The organism is Geodermatophilus sp. SYSU D00815, from assembly GCF_054050035.1.
In genome coordinates, this window is record NZ_JBJGYO010000016.1 from 1 (window position 1) to 23085 (window position 23085).

Below are 23085 nucleotides of genomic sequence, written 5' to 3' on the forward strand. Positions count from 1 at the left end.
CACCGACCGGCCGAACGGCACCCTCATCGGCACCCTGTCCCCCGACGGCGGGACCATCTGGTGGTTCGCCGACACCGACGGCGACGAGTTCGGCACCTGGCGGACCCAGCCGTGGGGGGGGGGGGGGGGGCCCGCGCCCCCCCCCCCCCCCCGCCGGACCTCGTCCGGGAGGAGGGCGTCCCCCTACAGGTACTGCCCGGTGTTGGTCGCGGTGTCGATGGCGCGGCCGGACTCGTTGCCCTTGCCGCTGATGAGCGTGCGGATGTAGACGATCCGCTCGCCCTTCTTGCCCGAGATCCGCGCCCAGTCGTCGGGGTTGGTGGTGTTGGGCAGGTCCTCGTTCTCCTTGAACTCGTCGAGGCAGGCCTGCATGAGGTGGCCGACCCGCAGGCCGGGGGTCCCGGTCTCCAGGTTCTCCTTGATGGCCATCTTCTTCGCCCGGTCGACGATGTTCTGCAGCATCGCGCCGGAGTTGAAGTCCTTGAAGTACAGGACCTCCTTGTCACCGTTGGCGTAGGTCACCTCGAGGAAGCGGTTCTCCTCGCTCTCGGTGTACATGCGCTCGACGGTGCGCTGGATCATCGCGGCGATCGTGGCGTCGCGGTTGCCCCCGTGCTCGGCCAGGTCGTCGGGGTGCAGCGGCAGGCCGGTGGTCAGGTACTTGCTGAAGATGTCGCGGGCGGCCTCCGCGTCCGGCCGCTCGATCTTGATCTTCACGTCGAGCCGGCCGGGCCGCAGGATCGCCGGGTCGATCATGTCCTCGCGGTTGGAGGCGCCGATCACGATGACGTTCTCGAGGCCCTCGACGCCGTCGATCTCGCTGAGCAGCTGCGGCACGATCGTCGACTCGACGTCGGAGGAGACGCCCGACCCGCGGGTGCGGAAGATCGAGTCCATCTCGTCGAAGAACACGATGACCGGCGTGCCCTCGCTGGCCTTCTCCCGCGCCCGCTGGAAGACCAGCCGGATGTGCCGCTCGGTCTCGCCGACGTACTTGTTGAGCAGCTCCGGGCCCTTGATGTTCAGGAAGTAGGAGCGGCCGGCCTTCGAGCCGGAGTCCTCCCCGCGCACCGCGGCCACCTGCTTGGCCAGCGAGTTGGCCACCGCCTTGGCGATGAGCGTCTTGCCGCAGCCGGGCGGGCCGTAGAGCAGGATGCCCTTCGGCGGGCGCAGCTGGTACTCGCGGAACAGGTCGGCGTGCAGGAACGGCAGTTCCACGGCGTCGCGGATCTGCTCGATCTGCCGCGCCAGGCCGCCGATGTCGGAGTAGTCGATGTCGGGGACCTCTTCGAGGATGAGCTCCTCGACCTCGCTCTTCGGGATGCGCTCGTAGACGTACCCCGACCGCGACTCCAGCAGCAGCGAGTCGCCGACCCGCAGCGGCTGGTCGGTCAGCGAGTCGGCCAGGTAGACGACCCGCTCCTCGTCGGTGTGCCCGATGACCAGCGCCCGGGCGGTGACGCCGTCGACCGGCTCGAGCAGCTCCTTGAGCATGACGACGTCGCCGGCCTTCTCGAAGCCGAGCGCCTCGACGACGTTCATCGCCTCGTTGAGCATGACCTCCTGGCCGGGCCGCAGCCCGTCGAGCTCCACGTTCGGGGAGACCGAGACGCGCAGCTTGCGGCCGCCGGTGAAGACGTCGACCGTGCCGTCGTCGTACCGGCCCAGGAAGACGCCGTAGCCCGACGGCGGCTGGCCGAGCCGGTCGACCTCCTCCTTGAGCGTCACCAGCTGCTCGCGCGCGTCGCGCAGCGTGCCGGCGAGCTTGTCGTTGCGCTCGGACAGGAACGCCGCCCGGCCCTCGGCCTCGGCGACCCGCTCCTCGAGCGCGCGGACCTGACGGGGGCTGTCGGCCACCTTGCGGCGCAGGAGGGCGATCTCCTCCTCCAGGTAGGAGATCTGACTCAGCAGGCTGGCGACGTCACGTTCCCGTCGCGCCCGCGGTTCCTCGGGACCCAGGCCCATCGCGCACCTCCGCACTTTCGGGGGAGCCAGGAGGCAAATCTATACACGCCGACCGACAGCGCGCCGGGGGCTCGCGCGGGACGGGGGCGCCTGCGCCGAACCGTTACGCGGGGGTGCGCGGACCGTTCAGTTCTTCTGGGGCCGGCGCTGCCGCAGCGGGGCCACCGTGCCCTCCGCCAGCCGCCGCGCGGTGACCAGGAAGGCGGTGTGCGCCACCATCCGGTGCTCGGGCCGGACGGCCAGCCCGACGGCGTGCCACGGGCGCAGCAGCGTCTCCCAGGCGTGCGGCTCGGTCCACACGCCCTGCTCGCGCAGCGCCTCGACGTAGGTCGACAGCTGCGTCGTCGTCGCCACGTACCCGACGAGCACGCCGCCGGGCCGCAGCGCGGCGGCGACGGTGGGCAGCACCGCCCAGGGCTCGAGCATGTCGAGCACGACGCGGTCGACGACCTCCTCCGCCGGGTGCTCGGCGAGGTCGCCGAGGCGCAGCGACCAGTTGCCCGGCACCTCGCCGAAGAAGGCGCCGACGTTGGCCCGGGCGACGTCGGCGAAGTCCTCGCGCCGCTCGTAGCTGGTGACCGAGCCCTTCTCCCCCACCGCCCGCAGCAGCGAGCAGGTCAGCGCGCCGGACCCCGCGCCGGCCTCGAGCACGCGCATGCCGGGGCCGATGTCGCCGAAGCCGACGATCTGGGCGGCGTCCTTGGGGTAGATCACCTGGGCCCCGCGGGGCATGGAGAGCACGAAGTCGGCCAGCAGCGGCCGGAACGCCAGGTAGCCGGTGTTCGCGGTGGAGTGGACGACCGAGCCCTCGGGGGCGCCGATCAGGTCGTCGTGCTCGATCGCGCCGCGGTGAGTGTGGAACTGCTTGCCCGGCTGGAGGACGACGGTGTGCAGCCGTCCCTTGGGGTCGGTCAGCTGCACCCGGTCGCCGACGGCGAAGGCCCCGGGGACGGTCTGCTCAGGCGTGTCCACGGGGGGCCAGCGTACGGAGGGGGCTGCTGTGATCCCTGTCCCCCGGTGATGCCCGGCCGCTCGGAACTGTCGGCCGGGCGACCTAGCCTCGGGTGCATGACGGCGATGGCGCAGGACTCGGCGCTCACGGGTCCAGTGCAGACCGGGCAGCCCGCCGCCGGTGCTGCCTCTCCCCCGGACGCCCCCGCCGACGCGGCGAGCGCGCCCCGCCGGCCCTCGCTCTCCCCGAGCCGGGCGGCCGACTTCAAGACCTGTCCCCTGCTCTACCGCTTCCGCACCATCGACCGGCTGCCCGAGCGCAAGAGCCGGGCGGCGGTCCGCGGCACGCTGGTGCACGCGGTGCTGGAGAAGCTCTACGACCTGCCCGCCGCCCAGCGCACCCCGGCCGCCGCGCAGGAGCTGATCGCGCCGGCCTGGGACGAGCTGCGCGCCGACCCCGAGGTCGCCGAGCTGTTCGCCGAGGGGGCCGACGACCAGCCGGCGGAGTCCCTCGACGCCTGGCTCGCCTCGGCCGGCCGGCTGGTCGAGACCTACTTCCGGCTGGAGGACCCGACCCGGATCCAGCCCGACGGCCGCGAGCAGCTGGTCGAGGTCACGCTGCCCGACGGGCTGCTGCTGCGCGGCTACGTCGACCGGCTCGACGTCGCCCCCAACGGCGCGCTGCGGGTGGTCGACTACAAGACCGGCGCGATGCCCCGCGAGGCGTTCGAGGCCAAGGCGCTGTTCCAGATGAAGTTCTACGCGCTGGTGCTCTGGCGGGTGCGCGGCGTCGTCGCCAGCCAGCTCAAGCTGATCTACCTCGGCGACGGCGACGCGCTGACCTACTCCCCCGACGAGGGCGAGCTGGTCCGCTTCGAGCGCACCCTGCAGGCGATCTGGGCGGCGATCGAGCGCGCGGTCGCCACCGGCGACTTCCGGCCCAGCCCCAGCCGGCTCTGCGGCTGGTGCGACCACCAGGCGCTGTGCCCGTCCTTCGGCGGCACTCCCCCGCCGTTCCCGGCCGACGCCGCCGCCCGGTCCGGCTGGGCCACCCTGCCGGTCGTCGAGCGCGACTGACCCGGGGACGCGGATGAGAGCACTCTCATCCGCGTCTCACCCGGCGTTCGCCCGGCACCGGCACGCTGGGCGCGGTGTCGGTCCGGTCGGTCGTGGTGGCGTCGCTGGCGGCGCTCGCCGTCGTCCTCGTCGTCGGCCTGGCCTGGGCGGCCCTGGGGGGTGAGCCGGGGTCGGCGCGCCTGCCCGCGCCGATCGACGTCTCGCGCGCCCCCGCGGCACCGGCGACGACGACCGCGCCGCAACCGGCACCCGCCCCGGCCCCGACCGGTTCCGACGTCGTCCCCCCGCCACCCCTCGGCGGCGGCGACGGCCAGGACGACGGTCCGGACGACGGCGACGACGGGGACGACCGGGGCCCGGACGACGTTGACGACGACGATGACGACTGACCGCGTGCGCCGGCGGCCTCGCAGCGCCCGCACGCGGATCGTCGGGTGGCTGCTGCTGATGGTGCTCGGCACGCTCGCGGTGGTCACCCTCGTCACCTGGCGGCTGCTGATCCGCGAGACCGACGAGCGGATGGACCGCGCGCTGGAGTCGGAGGTGTTCGAGTTCCGGCAGATCCTGGGCTCCGACCTCGACCCCTCCACCGGGCGGCCGTTCGAGTCGGTGGCCGACGTCCTCGAGACGCTGATCACCTACAACCTCGCCCGGCCGAACGAGAAGTTCCTCGGCTACGTCGACGGTGCCTACCGGTTCCAGAGCCGCATCGAGGCGCCGGTGCTGCTCAGCGAGGACGCCCGGTTCACCGCCCTGGTCGGCGACGTGACCACCAGCCGGGCGGGCAGCTACGCCTCCGGCGCCGGCGAGGTCCGCTACCTCGCCGTCCCGGTCACCCTCGACGGCGACCCCTCCCGGGCCGTCGCCGTCGTCGCCTACTTCGCCGACCAGGAGCGGGAGGCCGCGCACCACACCGCGCGGCTGATGCTGGGCGTCGGCGGGCTGACCGTGGTCGCCGCGGCGGCGGGCGCCTGGGTGGTGGCCGGCCGGATCCTGCGGCCGGTGCGCGACGTCGCGGCGACCGCGTCGGCGATCACCGAGACCGACCTCTCCCGGCGCATCCCCGACGAGCGGCGCTCGGCCGACGAGCTGGGCCACCTCGTCGCCTCGGTCAACGCCATGCTCGACCGCGTCGAGGCCGGCGTGGCCGGCCAGCGGCGCTTCCTCGACGACGCCGGCCACGAGCTGCGCACCCCGCTCACCATCGTCCGCGGCCACCTGGAGGTCCTCGACGCCGACGACCCCGGCGACGTCCGCGCGACGGTGGCCCTGGTCGGCGACGAGCTCGACCGGATGGGCCGGCTCGTCTCCGACCTGCTGCTGCTCGCCCGCGCCGAGCAGCCGGAGTTCGTCCGCCCGCAGCCGGTGGACGTCGCCGCGCTCACGACCGAGGCGTTCGGCAAGGTGCGCCGGCTCGGCGACCGCGCCTGGGCGCTGGAGACCGCGGCCCGCGTCGACGCGCTGCTCGACCCGCAGCGGGTGACCCAGGCGCTGGTGGCGCTCGCCGACAACGCCCTGCGGTACACCCGGCACGGCGCCCGCATCGCCCTGGGCAGCCAGCTGGCCGGCGGCGAGCTGCGGTTCTGGGTCGCCGACGCCGGGCCCGGGGTGGCCGAGGCCGACCGGGAGCGGATCTTCGACCGCTTCGCGCGCGGCGCCGCGGGCGCGGCCCGCGCCGACGGCTCCGGTCTCGGCCTGGCCATCGTCCGGGCGATCGCCACCGCCCACGGCGGGCGGGTGCTGCTGGACAGCCCTCCGGGCGGCGGCGCCACCTTCAGCCTCGTGCTGCCCGCGCGGCCGGCGCCGGCCGATCCCGACATCGACCCCGCCGTCGTGCCCGGTCCCGCTCCGCCCGCGCCGGCCGCGGGCGCCGTTCCAGGAGGCCACCGCTGAGCCGCGTGCTGATCGCCGAGGACGAGCCGCGCATCGCCGCGTTCGTCGAGAAGGGGTTGCGGGCCAACGGGTTCTCCACCGCCGTGGCCGCCGACGGGCGCACCGCCCTGGCCCAGGCCCGCAGCGGCGACTTCGACCTGCTCGTGCTCGACATCGGCCTGCCGCAGCTCGACGGGTTCGCCGTCCTGCGGGCTCTGCGCGCCGAGCGGTGCACGATCCCGGTCGTCGTCCTCACCGCGCGCGACAGCGTGCAGGACACCGTGGCCGGGCTCGAGGGCGGCGCCGACGACTACATGCCCAAGCCGTTCCGGTTCGAGGAGCTGCTCGCCCGCGTGCGGCTGCGGCTGGCCGGTGGGCGGGGCGCCGAGACCACCGTGCTCACCTGCGGCGGGCTCTCCCTCGACCTGCGCACCCGGCGCGCGGCCGCCGACGGGCGCACGGTGGACCTCTCCGCCCGCGAGTTCGCGCTGGCCGAGACGTTCCTGCGCCACCCCGGCCAGGTGCTGGCCCGCGAGCAGCTGCTCAGCCACGTGTGGGGCTACGACTTCGACCCGGCGTCCAACGTCGTCGACGTGTACGTGCGGTACCTGCGCAGGAAGCTCGGGCCCGCCCGGATCGAGACGGTGCGCGGGATGGGCTACCGGCTGGTCGAGGGCTGACCGCGCGCGAGCCCCCGGCCGGGAGGGCCGGGGGCTCGCGGTGGGAGACCGGGTCAGTCGTCGGCGCTGTCGTCCGCGCTGTCGTCCGTGTCCCCGGGCGCCGGAGCCGCGTCGTCCGGGGAGTCGGCGGTGTCAGCCGGGGCCGGGCCGGGCACCGGGGCGGCGTCCGGCGAGTCCCAGCCGCTGGCGGCCGGCGGGTCGGCGCTCTCGGGCGAGACGTCGGCGACCGGCGCCGGCGGCCCGGTGGGCTCCGGTGCGGCCGGGACGGCGTCGGGGCTGTCCGCGGCGCTCTCCTGCGGGGAGTCGGCGCTCTCCGGTGAGACGTCGGCCGCCGGCGCGGCGGGGGCGGCGTCGGGCGAGTCGTCCGCCCGGTCGGCGGCGACCGACACCGGGGCGGCGCTGATCGACGGGCGGTCGTCGCCGGCGGCGGCGATCCCGGCGCCGGCGACGCCGAGCCCGGTCAGGGCGGCGCCGAAGGTGACGATCTTCCAGGTGGCGGGGCGGCGGGTCATGAGGGGTCCTCCCGGGTCGGGTGAGCGGTACGGGAACCACGGTCTCCGCCGCCGGTGAGGCCTCGGGGAGAGCCCGGTGAGGGCCTTCTCATGCGCGGGCCGCCTCGGCCTCGGCGAGCCGCAGCCGGGCCTCCGTCGCGGCCGGCCAGCCCTCCTGCTGCACGCGGAAGGGGCCGGTGGCCAGGCCGAGCAGCACGGCGGCCACCCGCGGGTGCAGCTGGCCGCCCGGCCACCTGCGCAGCGCCGCCGCCTCCAGCTCGCGGCGGTACGCCGCGGCCGTGGCCGGGCGCGGCAAGACGTGCTCGAGCAGCGCCAGGTGCGCCAGCAGGGTGGCCCAGTCGTCGACGCGGTGCCCGGCGCCGGCGGTGTCGACGTCGAGCAGCCCGGTCACCGCGCCGCCGGACACCAGCAGCTGCGCCTCGTAGAAGTCGCCGTGCACCGGCACGAGCGGATGCGCGCCGGGCTCCACCGCCGCGAGCCGGCCGGTCAGGGCGTCCAGCCGGCCGCGCAGCCCCCCGGCGACCGCGCCGAGCACCGTGGCGTACCCGGCAGCGCGGGCCAGCCCGTCGCCCGGCCGCCGGTCCGCCGCGGGCAGGGCCGGCAGCCCGTCGAGCAGCGCGTCCAACCGGTCCCAGCCGGGCAGCCCGGCACCAGGGCCGTCCGCGCCGAGCAGGTCGCGCAGCGGCGTCCCCGGCAGCGCCGGCAGGACGACGGCACCGTCGGGCAGCGCGGCGAGCACCGGCGGCGCCGGGAGCGCGCCCGCCAGCGCCGCGTGCCGGGCGGCCAGCCGGTCGACCGCGGCCGGCCGCACCACCTTGAGGAACAGCCGCCGCCCGGGGGCCACGACCTCGACCACGGCCCGCCGCCCGGGCCGGTAGGAGCGCAGCCGCAGCCGCGGGCGCTGCTCGAGCAGGCCCAGCGCGCCCAGCCGCTCCCCCACCGCGGCGGCCGAGGCGGCCCACCCGAGCGCGGGCAGCGCCGGGTCCAGCGGCCACCGCCACAGCCCCACCCGCACGCTCGCGCCGTCGATCTCCCCCTCGACGACGGCGGCCCCGGCGGGGATGCGGCTGCCGGTGGTGGCGGCCAGCGCCTCGCGGGTCTCCCGCTCCCCCGGCCAGGCGACGACGGCGGAGTACTGCACCGTGGCCGCGCCGTCGGGCTGCAGCGTCACCGAGGTCGGCCGCAGCGTGCGCAGCCGGCCGCCGACGGCGGTGAGCACCGTCGACCACAGGTCGGTGGCGGGCGCGGCCAGCAGCAGCCGCAGCGACGGGGGGCGGGTCGGGAGCACCGGTGCGCGGGTCACGCCGCGACGCTGCGCGCCGCCGGTGAGGAGGCGGTGAGGCCGCTGTGAGCCGGTTCTCATGCGTCCAGCGCCCACCAGGTGAGGTCGCCGTCGCCGACCGGCCGCGCGAGGCCGGCGGGCACCGGCACGGCGAGCACGCCGCCCGGCCCGCACACCTCGAGCACCGGGCCGTCCAGCACCAGCCGCAGATCGCCACGGGGGTGGGGCAGCGCGGCGCCGTCGTCGACGAGCACCCGGCCGCCGTCCCACCGCAGCCGGGCGACCGGGGCGCCGTCGGCGCCGACGAGGCGCAGCTCGTCGCCGCCGGCGGCCGGCCGCCAGGCCGCGTCCAGCGCGGTCGCGGGCTGCGGGGCCGTGCGGCGCGCGGCGAGCGCGTCGTGCGGGGTGAGCACCGGCCGGTCGCCGTCGAGGCCGAGCAGGTACGGCAGGCTGGTCGCGCCGGTCCAGCCGCCGGCCGGGTCGGCGATCCCGCGCAGCCAGAACACCAGGCCGGGCCGGCCGCCGCGGTCGCGGAACGCCGAGGCCGCGTAGTGGGCGGCCCCCCAGCCGATCCGGTGCCACGAGGCGGCGGTGAACCGGCCGTCGGTGAAGCGGCCGACGGCGCAGGCCACCGAGTGCAGCTCGCCGTCGGCCCAGACCGAGACGACCAGCAGGTGGCGGTCGCCGACGCGCACCAGCTGCGGGCACTCCCACATCGCGCCGGTCCACACCGGGTCGGTCTCGTCGCGGTGCCGGGCGGCGAGCGGGCCGACCCAGGTCCACGACCGCAGGTCGTCGGAGACCCAGGTCAGGGCGGTCGCGGTGCCGTCGTCCAGGCCGGCCCCGACGAGCATCCACCAGCGCCCGTCCTCGGCGAACACGTACGGATCGCGGAACTGGCGGGCCCGCACCCCGGGCGGCGGCTCCACCACGCTGCCGGGGTCCTTGCGCCAGGCGGTGAGCGCGCCGTCGGCGGGGCGGGCGGTGCGCACCCGGCCGACGCCGAGGTCCGGTTCGGCCACCGACGTGTAGAACACCCGCACCGCGCCGTCGGGCCCGGTCACCACGCTGCCCGACCAGCAGCCGCCGTCGCCGTCCCCCGGCGCGAGCGCGGTGGCGCCCTCCGACCAGGTCAGCAGGTCCGGGCTGATCGCGTGCCCCCAGGAGCAGGCCGGCCCCCACTCCGCCGCGCCGGGCACGTGCTGGAACCACAGGTGGTAGACCCCGTCCCGGTGGGTCAGGCCGAGGGGGTCGTTGATCCACCCCGAGCCGGCGGTGAAGTGCAACGCCGGCCGGGCGCCGGGCATCAGGCGGCCAGGTCGCGCGCGGCGAGCACGTCGGCGAGCTCGGCCAGCCCGACGCCGGCCAGCGAGGAGCGCAGGACCAGCCCCGGCGCCGGGCGCAGCGGCTGCATCGACGGGACGCCGAGCACCGCGGCGCCGGCCGCCAGCCCCGCGCTGGCCCCGGCGTGGGAGTCCTCGACCACCACGCAGCCGTCGGGCGTGACCCCGAGCGCGGCCATCGCCTGCCGGTAGGGCGCGGGGTCGGGCTTGGTGGCCGGCACCTCGTCGCCGCACACGGTGACGGCGAAGTCGGAGCCGAGGTCGACGGCCATGCGGTCGAGGACGGTCGTGGCCAGCCGGCGCGGCGTCGTCGTGACCAGGCCGGTGGGGACGCTGGCCGCGCGCACCTCGGCGACCAGCTCGCGGGCACCCGGCTGCCAGCGAAGCTCGCGGTCGAGCAGCTCCACCATGACGTCCTGGACCCACGCGGTGTCGGCGAGCAGCTGCCGGTCGTCGGCGGTCAGGCCGAGGTCGGCGTAGAGGATGCCGAGGGCCACCGGCATGCTCGTGCCCACGGTCCGCGCCCGCGCCTGAGGCGACACCGTCCCGCCGTGCCGGCGGGCCAGCGCCGCCAGCGCGTCACCCCACAGCTCCTCGGTCTCCACGAGGGTGCCGTCCATGTCGAACAGCACGGCCTGCAGCGCGTCGGGGTGGGGGGATCGCGTCGTCCTCAACTGCTCGTCTCTCGTCGGGGGACCCGGGCCCCTCCATCGTCCCAGCCGGGACCGGGCCACCTCAGAGCGTGCCGGTGAAGATCACCTGTTCGGCGAGATCGCGCAGCCTGACGTTGCGCCGCGAGCTGGCGGTGCGCAGCGCGTCGAACGCCTGCTGCTCGGTCAGCCCGCCGCGGGCCATGAGGATGCCGAGGGCCATCCCGATGCGCCGGTTGCTCAGCTGGGCGCGCTCGAGGCCGGCCGCCCGCACCTCCTGACGGGACTTCCGCGAGCGACTGTCGCACGCCGGGTGCGGCGCCGCCCGCCGGTCAGATCCAGCCGTGCCGGCGGGCCGCCTCCACCGCGGCGTGCCGGTTCGGCGCACCGAGCTTGGCGGCCGCGGCGGAGAGGTGGTTGCGCACGGTGCCGGGCGAGAGGTGGATGCGGGCGGCGATCTCCTCGACCGGCGCCCCGGTGGCGGCGAGCTCGAGGACGTCGGCCTCCCGCGGCGTGAGCGGGTTGTCGCCGGCGCTGATGGCCTCGGCGGCCAGCTCCGGGTCGACGTACCGGCCGCCGCGGTGCACGGTGCGGACGACGTCGGTGAGGACGCCGGCGTGCACGGTCTTGGGCAGGAAGCCGCGGACCCCGGCCGACAGCGCCCGCTTGAGGTGACCGGCGCGCCCGTGGCCGGTGACGATCACGCAGGCGCAGCCGGGCAGCAGGCCGGCGAGCTCCGCGGCCACCGAGATGCCGTCGCGGTCGGGCATCTGCAGGTCGAGGACGGCGACGTCGGGGCGGTGCGCCCGGGCCATGGCCAGCGCCTCGGCGCCGGACGCGGCCTGGGCGACCACCTCGAGGTCGTCCTCGAGGGCGAGCAGCGCCGCCAGCGCCGAGCGGATGAGGTTCTCGTCGTCGGCGAGCAGGACCCGGATCACGCGGCCTCCCCGACCGGCACGGTGGCGGTGAGCACGAACCGGTCGCCCTCCGGGGCCGCCGCGAGCCGTCCGCCGGCGCCGGCCAGCCGCTCAGCCAGGCCGGAGAGCCCGTTGCCCCAGCGGTCGACGTCCGGGCCGACGCCGTCGTTGACCACCCGCAGCCGCGCCGCGCCGTCCTCGACGGCCAGCGTGATCGTGCACGCGCTCGCCCGGCTGTGCCGCAGCACGTTGGTCACCGCCTCCCGCACCCCCCACCCGAGCGCCGTCTGCACGCCCTCCGGGAGCCCGCCGCCGTGCTCCTCCCCCGCCACCGTGCAGTCCACCCCCGCGGCGCGCAGCACCGACCGGGCGCCGGCCAGCTCGCCGGCGAGGTCGGCGGTGCGGTACCCGCGCACCACGTCGCGCACCTCGCGCAGCGACTGCTCGGCGATCCGGCTGATGTCGGCCACCTCGTCGGCGGCCTCCGGGCGCTGCCGGCGCACCAGCTCCCCGGCCAGCTGGCTCTTCACCGCGATCGCCGAGAGGTTGCGGCCCATCACGTCGTGCAGGTCGCGGGCGAAGCGCAGCCGCTCCTCGGCCACCGCCAGCTGCAGCTGCACGCCGCGGGTGCGGTCCATCTCCACGACGACGTCGAGCACCCACACCGAGAACCGGAACGCCGTCGTCACCGCCGCCACCGTGACGCCGAAGACGACGGCGAGGACGACGGCGACGTCCGGCGGGCCGCCGGTGGCGACGACGACGGCGCCGACCAGCAGCCCGACCCCGCTCGAGAGCAGCGCCAGCACCCTGGCCGGCCAGAACGGCGAGCAGGCGGTGAGCACCATGGCCCACGGCAGGGCGACGCCCCACTCCACGGCGCCGGCCTCGGCGTCGGGGAAGGCCGAGACCGACACCGCGGTGGTGGCCAGCGCCGCGCCCGCCGCCGCGATCAGCAGCCGGCGTGGCACCGGCGCCGTCCCCCGCGGTCCCGCCAGGCCGGCGCGGGCGATGGCCAGGCCGAGCACGCCGACCGCCGTCGCCCCCGCGAGGAACAGCACGACCGGGACGGGGCCCGCGTCCGCGGCGGCCGGGGCCGTGGTGAGCAGCGCGAGGAGCGGGGTCAGCCCGAGCCAGCCGTAGAAGGACCAGCGGGTGTAGAGGTCGAGCCGCTGCGGGTCGGAGCGGCTCCCCCACCAGCGCGAGACGGTCGGCACGGCCAGGATGCTGCCGTACCGACCGTCCGCCGGTCGCGCCCCGGTCATCGACGGGGCGCCCACCGGAACACGCGGGGTGCCACCACCGCGCCGGCGGCGAGCCAGCCGGCGAGCACGGCCAGCGGCAGCGGCGCGGCGGCCCAGGCCCCGGCGAGGTCGACCACCTCGCCGTCCCAGGCGCGGCCGGCCAGCCCCAGCTGGGCCAGCTCCACCACGGGGGTTAGCGGCAGCAGCCGCGCCAGGGTGCCCAGCTGCTCCGGCAGCGCCGAGAGCGGGAAGAACAGGCCCGACAGCGCGGTCGCGGCCATCACCAGCGGCAGGGTGGTGATCTGCGCGCTCTCCGCGGTGCGGGTGAACGCGGCGCTGGCCGCGGCGAGCAGCACCATGAGCGCGGCCCCGCCGAGCAGCGCGGCCAGCGGCAGGACGACGTCGACCGGCGCCGCCCACTCCCCGATCACCGCAGTGCCGGCCAGCACCAGCGCGACCTGGGCGACCGTGACCAGCAGGGTGGGTGCGGCGGTGCCGAGCAGCACCTCGGCGTCGGCCAGCTCGCCGGTGCGCATGCGCTGCAGCACCAGCTCCTCCCGGCGGGCCACGAAGGTGGTGACCAGGTTGTAGTAGGTGAGGAACACCAGGGTGATGCCGACGGCGCTCACCGCCAGGCGCGGCCCCAGCGGGCCGTCGCCCTCCAGGCCCAGCGCGGGCACGGCGGCGACGAGCAGCAGCGGCAGCAGCACCGAGTTGACCAGCGCGGTGCGGTTGCGCAGCAGCAGCCGGGTCTCGGCCTCGGCGAGCGCGTAGGTCCGGCGGAGGCGGGAGGGGCCGGGAACGGTCAGGGTGGTCATGGCGGGTCTCCTCTCGGGTTCAGGCGGCGGCCGGCTCGGCGCCGTCGGCGACGGCGAGGAAGGCGTCCTCGAGCGAGGCGCTGCGGGCCTGCAGGCCGGCCAGCTCGACGCCGGCGCCGTCGGCCCAGGCGAGCAGCGCGGTGAGCACCGGCTGCAGCGCCTTGGTGTGCAGCTCGACGCGCGGCGGGCCGCTGACCAGCTCGGCGCCGGGCAGCGCGGGCAGCGGCGGGGCGCCGGGCGGCAGGGTGAACCGGATGGTCGCCGGCCGGCTGGCGGCGATCTGCTCGGCCGTGCCGTCGAGCACGATCCGGCCGGCGCGCATCACGGCGATGCGGTCGGCGAGCTGCTCGGCCTCCTCCAGGTGGTGGGTGGTGAGCAGCACGGCGGTGCCGTCGGCGACCAGCCGCCGGACCAGCGTCCAGACGGCGCGCCGGCTCTCGGGGTCCAGGCCGGTGGTGGGCTCGTCGAGCACGAGCACCCGCGGCCGGCCCAGCACCGCCAGCGCCAGGTCCAGCCGGCGGCGCTCACCGCCGGAGAGGCTGCGCACCCGGACGGCGGCCCGCTCGAGCAGGCCCACGGCGGCCAGCACCTCGTCGTCCGGCTGCGGGTCGGTGAGGGTGCGCGCCCAGGTGCGCACGGTCTCGCGCACGGTCAGGTCGCCGGGCAGCCCGCTGCTCTGCAGCAGCACGCCCAGGTGCGGCCGGACGGCGGCCCGCTCGCGCAGCGGGTCGGCGCCGAGCACCCGCACCGAGCCGCCCGCGGCCGGGGCCAGCCCCTTGACCACCTCCAGCGCGGAGGTCTTGCCGGCGCCGTTGACGCCGAGCAGGGCGAAGACCTCGCCGGCGCCCACCTCGAACGAGATGCCGCGCACCGCCTCGAAGTCGCCGTGCCGCCGGCGCAGGTCGCGGACCTCCACGGCCGGGTCCTCGACGATCCGCATGGTGCCTCCTGGGTGAGTCGCGGACCGGCTCCTGCGCGGCCGGTCCTGCCGTCACCTCGAGGCTGCCGCCGGATCCCGCCGGGCACAGGTGCCACCGCTCACGACCTGGGCCGCCGTCGCCACGGCCGACCCGTGACACGTGTCAGGGGTGCGGTTGTGGGCGATGCGCGGGCTTCGATCAGGTCACCTGATCATCGGCTGTCCTCCCCCGCTCACGTTGGTGGAGAAGGACAGCGGACGGATGCGGGGGTGGCCAGCGGATGCCGACCAGCGGCGCCTGCTCCGTCCCAGTTCCTGGCTGCCGAGAACCGCCCCTGGAGCCGACGTCCACACCCGTCACCGCCGTCCACAGCTCGCGGGACATCGTTCCCACATGCACCCCCAGCTGTGACGGTGCGGGCGTGGAACCACTCCTGACCAGGGCGATGAGGCAGCACCGAGGCGTCTTCGCCACTTCCGACGCGTTCGCCGCCGGAATCGACCGCAACGCGATCGGCCCCTTGCTGCGGTCGGGGCAGTGGCGGCGTCTACGGCACGGCGTCTACACCACGGCAGACGTCTGGCGCCGGCACGAGGCGGAAGGCAGCACCCACCGCCTGGAGTGCGCCGCCGTCCTGCGCCGCCTCGACGGCGAACGCGTCGTCGTCAGCCACACGTCCGCCGCCAGGCTCCACCAGTTCGTGGTGCCCCGTTCCGCCGACGCCGAGGTGCACCTGACGGATCCCGCGAGGTTCCGCGCCGGCAAGGGCTACCGGGTCAGCCAGGCATCCCTGCTCGTGGAGGACGTCGTCGATCTCGACGGACTCCCCGTCACCGCTGTCGGCCGAACGCTCGCCGACGTCGGTCGGGAGTGGCAGCTGACGGACACGGTGGTGGCCGCCGACGACGCGTTGGCCGACGGGCGTCTCACGATCGGACAGCTCGAGGCCGCGGCCCTCGCCCAGACGCACTGGGTCAACTGCGGCCGCGCTGCACGAGCGTTCTCGCTGGCCCGCGTCGGAGCCCACTCGCCGCTCGAGACTTGGACCCGGCTGGCGATCGTCGCGGCCGGACTTCCGGAGCCACTGCTGCAGCAGGCCGTGTTCGTGGCCGGGCGCCTGATCGCCGTCCTGGACATGCTCTGGCCTGATCACGGCGTCTTCGTCGAGTGCGACGGGCAGGTGAAGTACACGGACCCCTGGCGCGACCGGACGCCGTCCCAGGTGCTGTGGGAGGAGAAGAAGCGCCAGGACGACCTGTTGGACCTGGATCTGCGCGGCGTCCGCATCGCGTCGGACGATCTGTGGCAGCGCCGCGACCAGAAGCTCGGTCGGCTGCGCGACCTGCTGAACTCCAGGCGCACCACGATCCCCCGCTACCAGACGGAGTCATGGCGGGGCGGCGTGCGCGCACATCCGAGGACCCAGGCGAGCTGAGCGCCGGCCCGGGACACGGACGTCCTCGACAGACGGCTGTCCTACCGGACCAACGCTGGTGGGGGCGGACAGGCGTCGATCAGGTCACCTGATCGACGCCGGTCCCCCGGCGGTCACTCGTCCTCGGTGCGGTAGCCCAGGTTGGGCGAGAGCCACCGCTCCGCCTCGGCCACCGTCCAGCCCTTGCGGCGGGCGTAGTCCTCGACCTGGTCGCGGCCGACGCGGCCGAGCACGAAGTAGCGCGACTGCGGGTGGGAGAAGTACAGGCCGCTCACCGCCGCGCCGGGCCACATGGCCATGCTCTCGGTGAGCTCGATGCCGGCGTTCGCCTCGACGTCGAGCAGTTCCCAGATGGTCTGCTTCTCGGTGTGCTCGGGGCAGGCCGGGTAGCCGGGCGCCGGCCGGATGCCGGTGTACTTCTCGGCGATCAGCTCGTCGTTGCCCAGCGCCTCGTCGGGGGCGTAACCCCACAGCTCCCGGCGCACCCGCTCGTGCAGCCGTTCGGCGAACGCCTCGGCCAGCCGGTCGGCCAGCGCCTCGAGCAGGATGGCGCTGTAGTCGTCGTTGTCCTTCTTGAACGCCGTGACGCGCTCGGCCGACCCCAGCCCGGCGGTGACCGCGAACGCGCCGACGTGGTCCCGCAGCCCGGTGGCCCTGGGCGCGACGAAGTCGGCCAGCGACTTGCGCGGCGAGCCGTCCCGGCCCTCGGTCTGCTGGCGCAGCTGGTGCAGGGTCGCCCGGACGGCGGTGCGCGACTCGTCGGTGTAGACCTCGATGTCGTCGCCGTCGACGCTGTTGGCCGGGAACAGGCCGACGACGCCGTTGGCGGTCAGCCACTTCTCGGCCACGATGCGGTCGAGCATCGCCTGCGCGTCGTCGTAGAGCCGGCGCGCGGCCTCGCCGCTGGCCGGGTTGTGCAGGATGTCGGGGAACCGCCCGCGCAGCTCCCAGGCGTGGAAGAACGGCTGCCAGTCGATGTAGGCCCGAAGCTCCTCCAGCGGGTAGTCGCGGAAGACCCGCACGTGCTGGGTCGCCGCCTCGCCGTGCCGGTGGTCGCAGCCGGGGCCGGCGCACAGGTCGCGGGTCTGCTGCGCCAGCATGCGCGGGCGCGGCGGGGTGTAACCGCTCCAGTCGATCGGCGGCGCCGCGGCGCGGGCGGCGGCCAGCGGCAGCAGCGCCCGGGTGTCCTCGCGCGCGGCGTGCCGCTCGCGCAGCGCCTCGTGGTCGGCCTCGACCCGGGCCAGCAGTTCGGGCCGCTGCTCGTCGGACAGCAGCGCCGCGACCACCGGCACCGACCGCGAGGCGTCCTTCACCCAGATGACCGGGCCGTGGTAGCGGGGCGCGACCTTGACCGCGGTGTGCGCGCGCGACGTCGTCGCCCCGCCGATGAGCAGCGGGATGTCGAAGCCCTGCCGCTCCATCTCGGTGGCCAGGTTGACCATCTCGTCCAGCGACGGCGTGATCAGGCCCGACAGCCCGACGATGTCGGCGCCTTCCTCCTTGGCGGTGTCCAGGATCTTCTGCGCCGGCACCATCACGCCGAGGTCGACGACGTCGTAGTTGTTGCACTGCAGGACGACGCCGACGATGTTCTTGCCGATGTCGTGGACGTCGCCCTTGACGGTGGCCATGACCACCTTGCCGTTGCTGCGCTCGGCGTCGCCCGGCTGCTTCTCGGCCTCGATGAAGGGGATGAGGTAGGCCACGGCCTTCTTCATCACCCGCGCCGACTTCACCACCTGCGGCAGGAACATCTTCCCGGCGCCGAACAGGTCGCCGACGACGTTCATGCCGGCCATCAGCGGGCCCTCGATGACCTCGATCGGCCGGCCGCCGCGGCCGCTGATCTCGGCGCGCAGCTCCTCGGTGTCGGCCTCGACGAACTCGTCGATCCCCTTGACCAGGGCGTGGGTGATCCGCTCGGCCACCGGCAGCGACCGCCACTCCTCGGCGGCGGCCTCCTTGGCCTCGCCGTCGCCGGCGAAGTCCCCGGCGATCTCCAGCAGCCGCTCGGTCGCGTCGGGCCGGCGGGCCAGGACGACGTCCTCGATCCGCTCCCGCAGCTCGGGGTGGACCTCGTCGTAGACCTCCAGCGCCCCGGCGTTGACGATGCCCATGTCCAGGCCGGCGGCGATCGCGTGGTACAGGAAGACGGCGTGGATCGCCTCGCGCACGGGGTTGTTGCCGCGGAACGAGAACGAGACGTTGGAGATGCCGCCCGAGACCAGCGCGCCGGGCAGGTTCTCCTTGATCCAGCGGGTGGCCTCGATGAAGTCCAGGCCGTAGCGGGCGTGCTCCTCGATGCCCGTGGCGACGGCGAACACGTTCGGGTCGAAGATGACGTCCTCGGCCGGGAAGCCGACCCGCTCGGTGAGGATGTCGTAGGCCCGCCGGCAGATCCGGGTGCGCCGCTCGAACGAGTCGGCCTGGCCGTCCTCGTCGAAGGCCATGACCACGACCGCGGCCCCGTACTTGCGGCACAGCCGGGCCTCGCGGACGAACTCCTCCTCGCCGTTCTTCAGCGAGATGGAGTTGACGATCGGCTTGCCCTGGGTGGTCTTCAGGCCCGCCTCGATGACCTCCCACTTGGAGGAGTCGATCATCAGCGGCACCCGGCAGATGTCGGGCTCGGTGGCGATGAGCCTGGTGAAGCGGGCCATGGCCGCGACGCCGTCGATCATCCCCTCGTCCATGTTGACGTCGATGACCTGGGCGCCGGCCTCCACCTGCTGGCGGGCGACGGTGAGCGCGGTCGGGTAGTCGCCGGCCTTGATCAGGTTGCGGAAGCGGGCCGAGCCGGTGATGTTGGTCCGCTCGCCGACGTTGACGAACAGGCTCTCCTCGGTGACCGTCAGCGGCTCCAGGCCCGACAGCCGCAGCGCCGGGCGGGTGCCGGCCGGGGTGCGCGGCGCCTTGCCGGCCACCGCCGCGGCGAGCGCGGCGACGTGCGCGGGGGTGGTGCCGCAGCAGCCGCCGACGAGGTTGACGAAGCCGCTGGCGGCGAACTCCTCGAGCACGGCGGCGGTCTGCTCCGGCGACTCGTCGTACTCGCCGAAGGCGTTGGGCAGGCCCGCGTTCGGGTAGCAGGAGACGAACGTGTCGGCGACGCGGGACAGCTCGGCCAGGTAGGGCCGCATCTCCGCCGCGCCCAGCGCGCAGTTGAGCCCGACGAGCAGCGGCTTCGCGTGCCGCACCGAGTGCCAGAACGCCTCGGTGGTCTGGCCGGACAGCGTCCGCCCGGAGGCGTCGGTGATCGTGCCGGAGACGATCACCGGCCACCGGCGGCCGCGCTGCTCGAACAGCGTCTCGACGGCGAAGATCGCCGCCTTGGCGTTGAGGGTGTCGAAGACGGTCTCGATCAGCAGCAGGTCGACGCCGCCGTCGACGAGGGCGTCGGCCTGCTCCAGGTAGGTCTCGACGAGCTCGTCGTAGGTGACGTTGCGGGCGCCGGGGTCGTTGACGTCGGGCGAGATCGACGCCGTCCGGTTGGTGGGGCCGAGCGCGCCGGCGACCCAGCGCGGCCGGTCGGGGGTCCGGGCGGACATCGCGTCGGCCTCGGCGCGGGCCAGCCGGGCCGCGGCCAGGTTCAGCTCCGGCGCCAGGTCGGACATCCCGTAGTCGGCCAGCGAGATGCGGTTGGCGTTGAAGGTGTTGGTCTCGACGACGTCGGCGCCGGCCTCGAGGTACTGGCGGTGGATGCCGGCCACCAGCGTCGGCGCGGTGAGGACGAGCAGGTCGTTGTTGCCGGCCAGCGGGGTGGGCCAGTCGGCGAACCGGGCGCCGCGGTAGGTGGCCTCGTCGGGGCGCTCGGCCTGGATCGCGGTGCCCATCGCGCCGTCCAGCACGAGGATGCGCTGCCGGAGCAGGGCGGTCAGCTCCGCCGTGGCGTCCGGGCGGAGGGCTGGGGTGTGGGGCATGGCGGTCCTCGGTCGTCGAGCGGGCAGAGTCCTCTGCGGCGTCGGGCGCCAGGGCTCCGGCACTCCGACGGGCGGTTGGCGCCTCGTCGTCCCCGAACAACGGTGCCATGATCGCACCTTCCGTCCACCTCCCGGGCGAACCTTCCCCGGCATCTGCCCCACGCACCGCACGGGACCCGGTGGGCGGGGGGCGGCCGACGTAGGCTCGGAGAGGTGATCGACCCGAAGTCCACCCCTGAGGACCTCCCCCGGCTGACCGACGCGGTGGCGGTGGTCGCGTTCGAGGGCTGGAACGACGCGGGGGACGCCGCCACCGGAGCCGTCGAGCACCTCGAGCTCATCTGGGACGCCACGCCGCTGGCCGCGCTCGACCCCGAGGACTACTACGACTTCCAGGTCAACCGGCCGACGGTGTCGCTGGTCGGCGGGGTGTCGCGGCGCATCGAGTGGCCCACCACGCGCATCTCGGTCGCCCGGCCCGCGGACAGCCGCCGCGACATCGTGCTCATCCGCGGCATCGAGCCGAACATGCGCTGGCGCGGCTTCTGCGAGGAGCTCATCGAGATCTGCCGCGAGCTCGACGTGCACACGGTCATCGGCCTCGGCGCGCTGCTGGCCGACACCCCGCACACCCGGCCGACCCCGGTGAGCGGCTCGGCCTACGACGCCGAGGCCGCGCAGCGCTGGGGCCTGGAGACGTCCCGCTACGAGGGCCCGACCGGGATCCTCGGCGTCTTCCAGGACGCCTGCGTGCAGGCCGGGCTGCCGGCGATCAGCTTCTGGGCCGCCGTGCCGCACTACGTCTCGCAGCCGCCGTCGCCGCGGGCGACCGTGGCGCTGCTGCAGCGGGTCGAGGAGGTCCTCGAGCTCACCGTGCCCATGGGTGCGCTGCCCCAGCAGGCCGACGAGTGGGTGCGCACCGTCGACGAGATGGCGCAGGAGGACGCCGAGGTCGTCGAGTACGTGCGCTCGCTCGAGGAGCGGGCCACCGAGGCCGACCTCTCCACCACCAGCGGCGACTCGATCGCCCGCGAGTTCGAGCGCTACCTCCGCCGCCGCGGCTCCTCCGGCTGACGCCGCTTCCGGCGACATCGGCGATGTCGCACGCCTTGCCGGCGCAAAGCGTGCGAGAGCGCCGATGTCGCCCGTGCCGCGACCTCGGTCAGGAGGTGCGCAGCAGCGGGGTCATGCGGGACGACGCGTCGTCGTCGAAGAGCCGGTCGTGCATGTTGAGCGCGAACCGGTCGGTCATGCCCGAGACGTAGTCGACGACCTGGGTGACCGGGTCGGCGGAGGTGTCGCGGTAGCTGGCCGGGATCAGCTCGGGGTGCGCCAGGTGGTGGTCGACCAGCCGGCGGATGACGGCGATGGCCACGTGCTTCTGCCCCGCCGCGGTGGGTGAGCCGTAGACCCGCTCGAACATGAACGCCCGCAGCTCGTGGAACGCCTCGAGGGCGGCCGGCGCCATGACCACGGCCCCGGCGGTGTTGCCCGGCGCCAGGCTGCCCGCCACGACGGCGTCGATCATCGCGCCGACCATCTCGCCGCCGGGCTCGCCGAACACCTCGCGGGTGCGCGCCGGCAGGTCGGCCGGCTCCAGCACGCCGGCGCGGACGGCGTCCTGGGCGTCGTGGGAGAGGTAGGCGATCCGGTCGGCGTAGCGGACGCACTCCCCCTCGTGCGTGGCCGGTGGCGGGGTGATCTTCCAGCTGTGCGCGCGGATGCCGTCGCGCACCTCCCAGGTGAGGTTGAGGTGCTCGAGCACCTCGACGATCCGCACGCCCTGCGCCGCGTGGTGCCAGCCGCCGGGCACGTACGGGTCGAAGGCCTCCTCGCCGATGTGCCCGAAGGGCGAGTGCCCGAGGTCGTGGCCCAGCGCGATCGCCTCGGCGAGGGTCTCGTTGAGCCCGAGCGCGCGGGCCAGCGAGCGGGCGACCTGGGTGACCTGGAGCGTGTGCGTCAGCCGCGTGACGAAGTGGTCGCCGTCGGGGTTGAGGAAGACCTGCGTCTTGTGCTTGAGCCGGCGGAAGGCCTTGGCGTGCAGGATGCGGTCGCGGTCGCGCTCGAACGCCGTCCGCAGCCGGTCCTCCGGCTCGGGGACGGCGCGGCCCCGGGTGGCCGTCGACCGGACGGCGGCGGGCGCCAGCGCGCCCTCCTCCGCCTCCCGGGCGGCGCGGTCGGTGAACCGGAACGGGCCGCTCATGGCCTACAGCCCGACCCCGAGCAGCGCGTCGACGGTGTCGCGCACGAGCGCCGGGGCGGTGTCGTCCTCGGCGGCGCCGGCGAGGGTGGCGGCGGCCCACGCGTCGACCGCGGCGATGGCGGCCGGCGAGTCGAGGTCGTCGGCGAGCCGGGCGCGCACCGCCGCCAGCACCGGGAAGCCCGGCGCCCCCGCGGGTGCGGCCACCGCCCGCCGCCAGGTGGCCAGCCGCTGCTCGGCGTCGCGCAGCAGCTGCGCCGTCCACTCGCGGTCGGTGCGGTAGTGCCCGGCGAGCAGGGCCAGCCGCACCGCCATCGGGTCGACGCCGTCGCCGCGCAGCCGGGAGACGAAGACCAGGTTGCCGCGGCTCTTGCTCATCTTCTCGCCGTCGAGGCCGATCATCGCGGTGTGCACGTAGGCCCGGGCGAAGGGCTTGGTGGCGGTGAGCGCCTCGGCGTGGACGGCGGAGTACTCGTGGTGCGGGAAGACCAGGTCGCTGCCGCCGCCCTGGACGTCGAAGCCCATGCCGATGGTCTCCAGCGCGATGGTGGCGCACTCGATGTGCCAGCCGGGCCGGCCGGCGGCGCCGCGCGGGCCGGGCCAGGAGGGCTCGCCGGGCCGCTCGCCGCGCCACAGCAGCGGGTCGAGGGGCTGCCGCTTGCCGGGGCGGTCGGGGTCGCCCCCGCGCTCGGCGAAGAACCGCAGCATCGTCGCCTCGTCGTAGCGCGACTCGCCGCCGAAGCCGGGGGCCTGCGCGACGTCGTGGTAGACGTCGCCGCTGCCGTCGTCGAGCACGTAGGCGAGGCCGGCGTCGAGCAGGTCCTCGATGCGGGCGACGATCCGCGGGATCGACTCGACCGCGCCGACGTAGTCGTCCGGCGGCAGCACCCGCAGCGCCGTCATGTCCTCGCGGAACAGCGCGGTCTCGCGCATGCCGAGCACGATCCAGTCCTCGTGGTCGCGCTCGGCGCGCTCCAGCAGGGGGTCGTCGATGTCGGTGACGTTCTGCACGTAGTGGACGGCGTGCCCGGCGTCCCGCCACACCCGGTTGACCAGGTCGAACGCCAGGTAGGTGGCCGCGTGGCCCAGGTGCGTGGCGTCGTAGGGCGTGATGCCGCAGACGTAGATGCGCGCGGTGCCGTCGGGGGCCGTGGCGACCACCTCGCCCCGCGCCGTGTCGTGCAGTTTCAGCGCGGGACCTGCCCCGGGCAGGGTCGGCAGCAGCGGAGCGGGCCAGGACAGCACGACGTCGAGCCTAGAGGCGGCCTCCGACGCCGCCCGATCCCCGCCCACCGCGCCCTG

General features: G+C 75.3%; 20 protein-coding genes. 6 read left to right on the top strand and 14 right to left on the bottom strand.

The window, feature by feature from the left end:
- Positions 1-183: 183 nt before the first annotated feature.
- Entirely contained in the window at positions 184-1965 is a 1782-nt protein-coding gene (arc, locus tag ACI78S_RS16860; protein ID WP_456975370.1) for a proteasome ATPase, read from the bottom strand.
- 126 nt (positions 1966-2091) lie between these two features.
- Positions 2092-2937, bottom strand: a complete 846-nt coding sequence (locus ACI78S_RS16865) for a tRNA (adenine-N1)-methyltransferase (RefSeq protein ID WP_456975372.1) — start codon at positions 2935-2937, stop codon at positions 2092-2094.
- 96 nt (positions 2938-3033) lie between these two features.
- On the opposite strand from ACI78S_RS16865, the gene ACI78S_RS16870 reads away from it, so the two are divergent.
- The 4 genes from ACI78S_RS16870 to ACI78S_RS16885 all read left to right on the top strand — a co-directional run bounded on the left by ACI78S_RS16870 (position 3034) and on the right by ACI78S_RS16885 (position 6545).
- The gene (locus ACI78S_RS16870) at positions 3034-3993 is read left to right on the top strand and encodes a RecB family exonuclease (RefSeq protein WP_456975374.1); all 960 of its coding nucleotides are present in this window, start codon (positions 3034-3036) and stop codon (positions 3991-3993) included.
- A 74-nt stretch (positions 3994-4067) separates the two neighbouring features.
- Entirely contained in the window at positions 4068-4382 is a 315-nt protein-coding gene (locus ACI78S_RS16875; RefSeq protein WP_456975376.1) for a hypothetical protein, read from the top strand.
- A complete protein-coding gene (locus tag ACI78S_RS16880) occupies positions 4372-5886 on the top strand; it encodes a HAMP domain-containing sensor histidine kinase (RefSeq protein ID WP_456975378.1) in 1515 nt (504 codons plus the stop codon). The genes ACI78S_RS16875 and ACI78S_RS16880 overlap by 11 nt, the downstream gene beginning before the upstream one ends.
- A 5-nt stretch (positions 5887-5891) precedes the next feature.
- Positions 5892-6545 (top strand): response regulator transcription factor, encoded by a 654-nt coding sequence (locus tag ACI78S_RS16885; protein WP_456975380.1) that lies wholly within the window; start codon positions 5892-5894, stop codon positions 6543-6545.
- Between the two features lie 53 nt (positions 6546-6598).
- Here ACI78S_RS16885 and ACI78S_RS16890 read toward each other — a convergent pair whose 3' ends face one another.
- The 9 genes from ACI78S_RS16890 to ACI78S_RS16930 form a co-directional block, all read right to left on the bottom strand.
- Positions 6599-7057 carry a hypothetical protein gene (locus ACI78S_RS16890; protein ID WP_456975382.1) on the bottom strand — a complete coding sequence of 153 codons (459 nt, stop codon included), beginning with the start codon at positions 7055-7057 and terminating at the stop codon, positions 6599-6601.
- An 88-nt stretch (positions 7058-7145) separates the two neighbouring features.
- Positions 7146-8360 carry a phosphotransferase gene (locus ACI78S_RS16895; RefSeq protein WP_456975384.1) on the bottom strand — a complete coding sequence of 405 codons (1215 nt, stop codon included), beginning with the start codon at positions 8358-8360 and terminating at the stop codon, positions 7146-7148.
- Positions 8361-8416: 56 nt separating this feature from the next.
- A complete protein-coding gene (locus tag ACI78S_RS16900; protein ID WP_456975386.1) occupies positions 8417-9646 on the bottom strand; it encodes a glycoside hydrolase family 32 protein in 1230 nt (409 codons plus the stop codon).
- Entirely contained in the window at positions 9646-10356 is a 711-nt protein-coding gene (locus tag ACI78S_RS16905; RefSeq protein ID WP_456975388.1) for an HAD family hydrolase, read from the bottom strand. The genes ACI78S_RS16900 and ACI78S_RS16905 overlap by 1 nt, the downstream gene beginning before the upstream one ends.
- A 61-nt stretch (positions 10357-10417) precedes the next feature.
- A complete protein-coding gene (locus ACI78S_RS16910) occupies positions 10418-10606 on the bottom strand; it encodes an ANTAR domain-containing protein (protein ID WP_456975390.1) in 189 nt (62 codons plus the stop codon).
- A gap of 58 nt (positions 10607-10664) precedes the next feature.
- Positions 10665-11270, bottom strand: coding sequence for a response regulator transcription factor (locus ACI78S_RS16915; protein WP_456975392.1), 606 nt, complete (start codon positions 11268-11270; stop codon positions 10665-10667).
- Positions 11267-12466, bottom strand: a complete 1200-nt coding sequence (locus ACI78S_RS16920) for a sensor histidine kinase (RefSeq protein WP_456975394.1) — start codon at positions 12464-12466, stop codon at positions 11267-11269. Before ACI78S_RS16920 ends, ACI78S_RS16915 begins: the two co-directional genes overlap by 4 nt.
- A 44-nt stretch (positions 12467-12510) precedes the next feature.
- The gene (locus ACI78S_RS16925) at positions 12511-13311 is read right to left on the bottom strand and encodes an ABC transporter permease (protein WP_456975396.1); all 801 of its coding nucleotides are present in this window, start codon (positions 13309-13311) and stop codon (positions 12511-12513) included.
- 19 nt (positions 13312-13330) lie between these two features.
- On the bottom strand, positions 13331-14251 hold the full coding sequence (locus ACI78S_RS16930) for an ABC transporter ATP-binding protein (protein ID WP_456975398.1): 921 nt from the start codon (positions 14249-14251) through the stop codon (positions 13331-13333).
- Positions 14252-14652: 401 nt separating this feature from the next.
- On the opposite strand from ACI78S_RS16930, the gene ACI78S_RS16935 reads away from it, so the two are divergent.
- Positions 14653-15666, top strand: a complete 1014-nt coding sequence (locus ACI78S_RS16935) for a type IV toxin-antitoxin system AbiEi family antitoxin domain-containing protein (RefSeq protein ID WP_456975400.1) — start codon at positions 14653-14655, stop codon at positions 15664-15666.
- 113 nt (positions 15667-15779) lie between these two features.
- On the opposite strand, the gene metH is transcribed toward ACI78S_RS16935, so the two are convergent.
- Positions 15780-19583 carry a methionine synthase gene (metH, locus tag ACI78S_RS16940; RefSeq protein ID WP_456975402.1) on the bottom strand — a complete coding sequence of 1268 codons (3804 nt, stop codon included), beginning with the start codon at positions 19581-19583 and terminating at the stop codon, positions 15780-15782.
- Positions 19584-19796: 213 nt separating this feature from the next.
- Between metH and ACI78S_RS16945 the strand changes: the two genes are divergently transcribed.
- Complete coding sequence (locus ACI78S_RS16945) at positions 19797-20657, top strand: PAC2 family protein (RefSeq protein ID WP_456975404.1); 861 nt, start codon at positions 19797-19799, stop codon at positions 20655-20657.
- 88 nt (positions 20658-20745) lie between these two features.
- Here ACI78S_RS16945 and ACI78S_RS16950 read toward each other — a convergent pair whose 3' ends face one another.
- Positions 20746-21786: an HD domain-containing protein gene (locus ACI78S_RS16950; protein ID WP_456975406.1), complete on the bottom strand. Its 1041-nt coding sequence runs from the start codon at positions 21784-21786 to the stop codon at positions 20746-20748.
- A 3-nt stretch (positions 21787-21789) separates the two neighbouring features.
- The gene (mshC, locus tag ACI78S_RS16955; RefSeq protein WP_456975408.1) at positions 21790-23028 is read right to left on the bottom strand and encodes a cysteine--1-D-myo-inosityl 2-amino-2-deoxy-alpha-D-glucopyranoside ligase; all 1239 of its coding nucleotides are present in this window, start codon (positions 23026-23028) and stop codon (positions 21790-21792) included.
- Positions 23029-23085 lie beyond the last annotated feature (57 nt).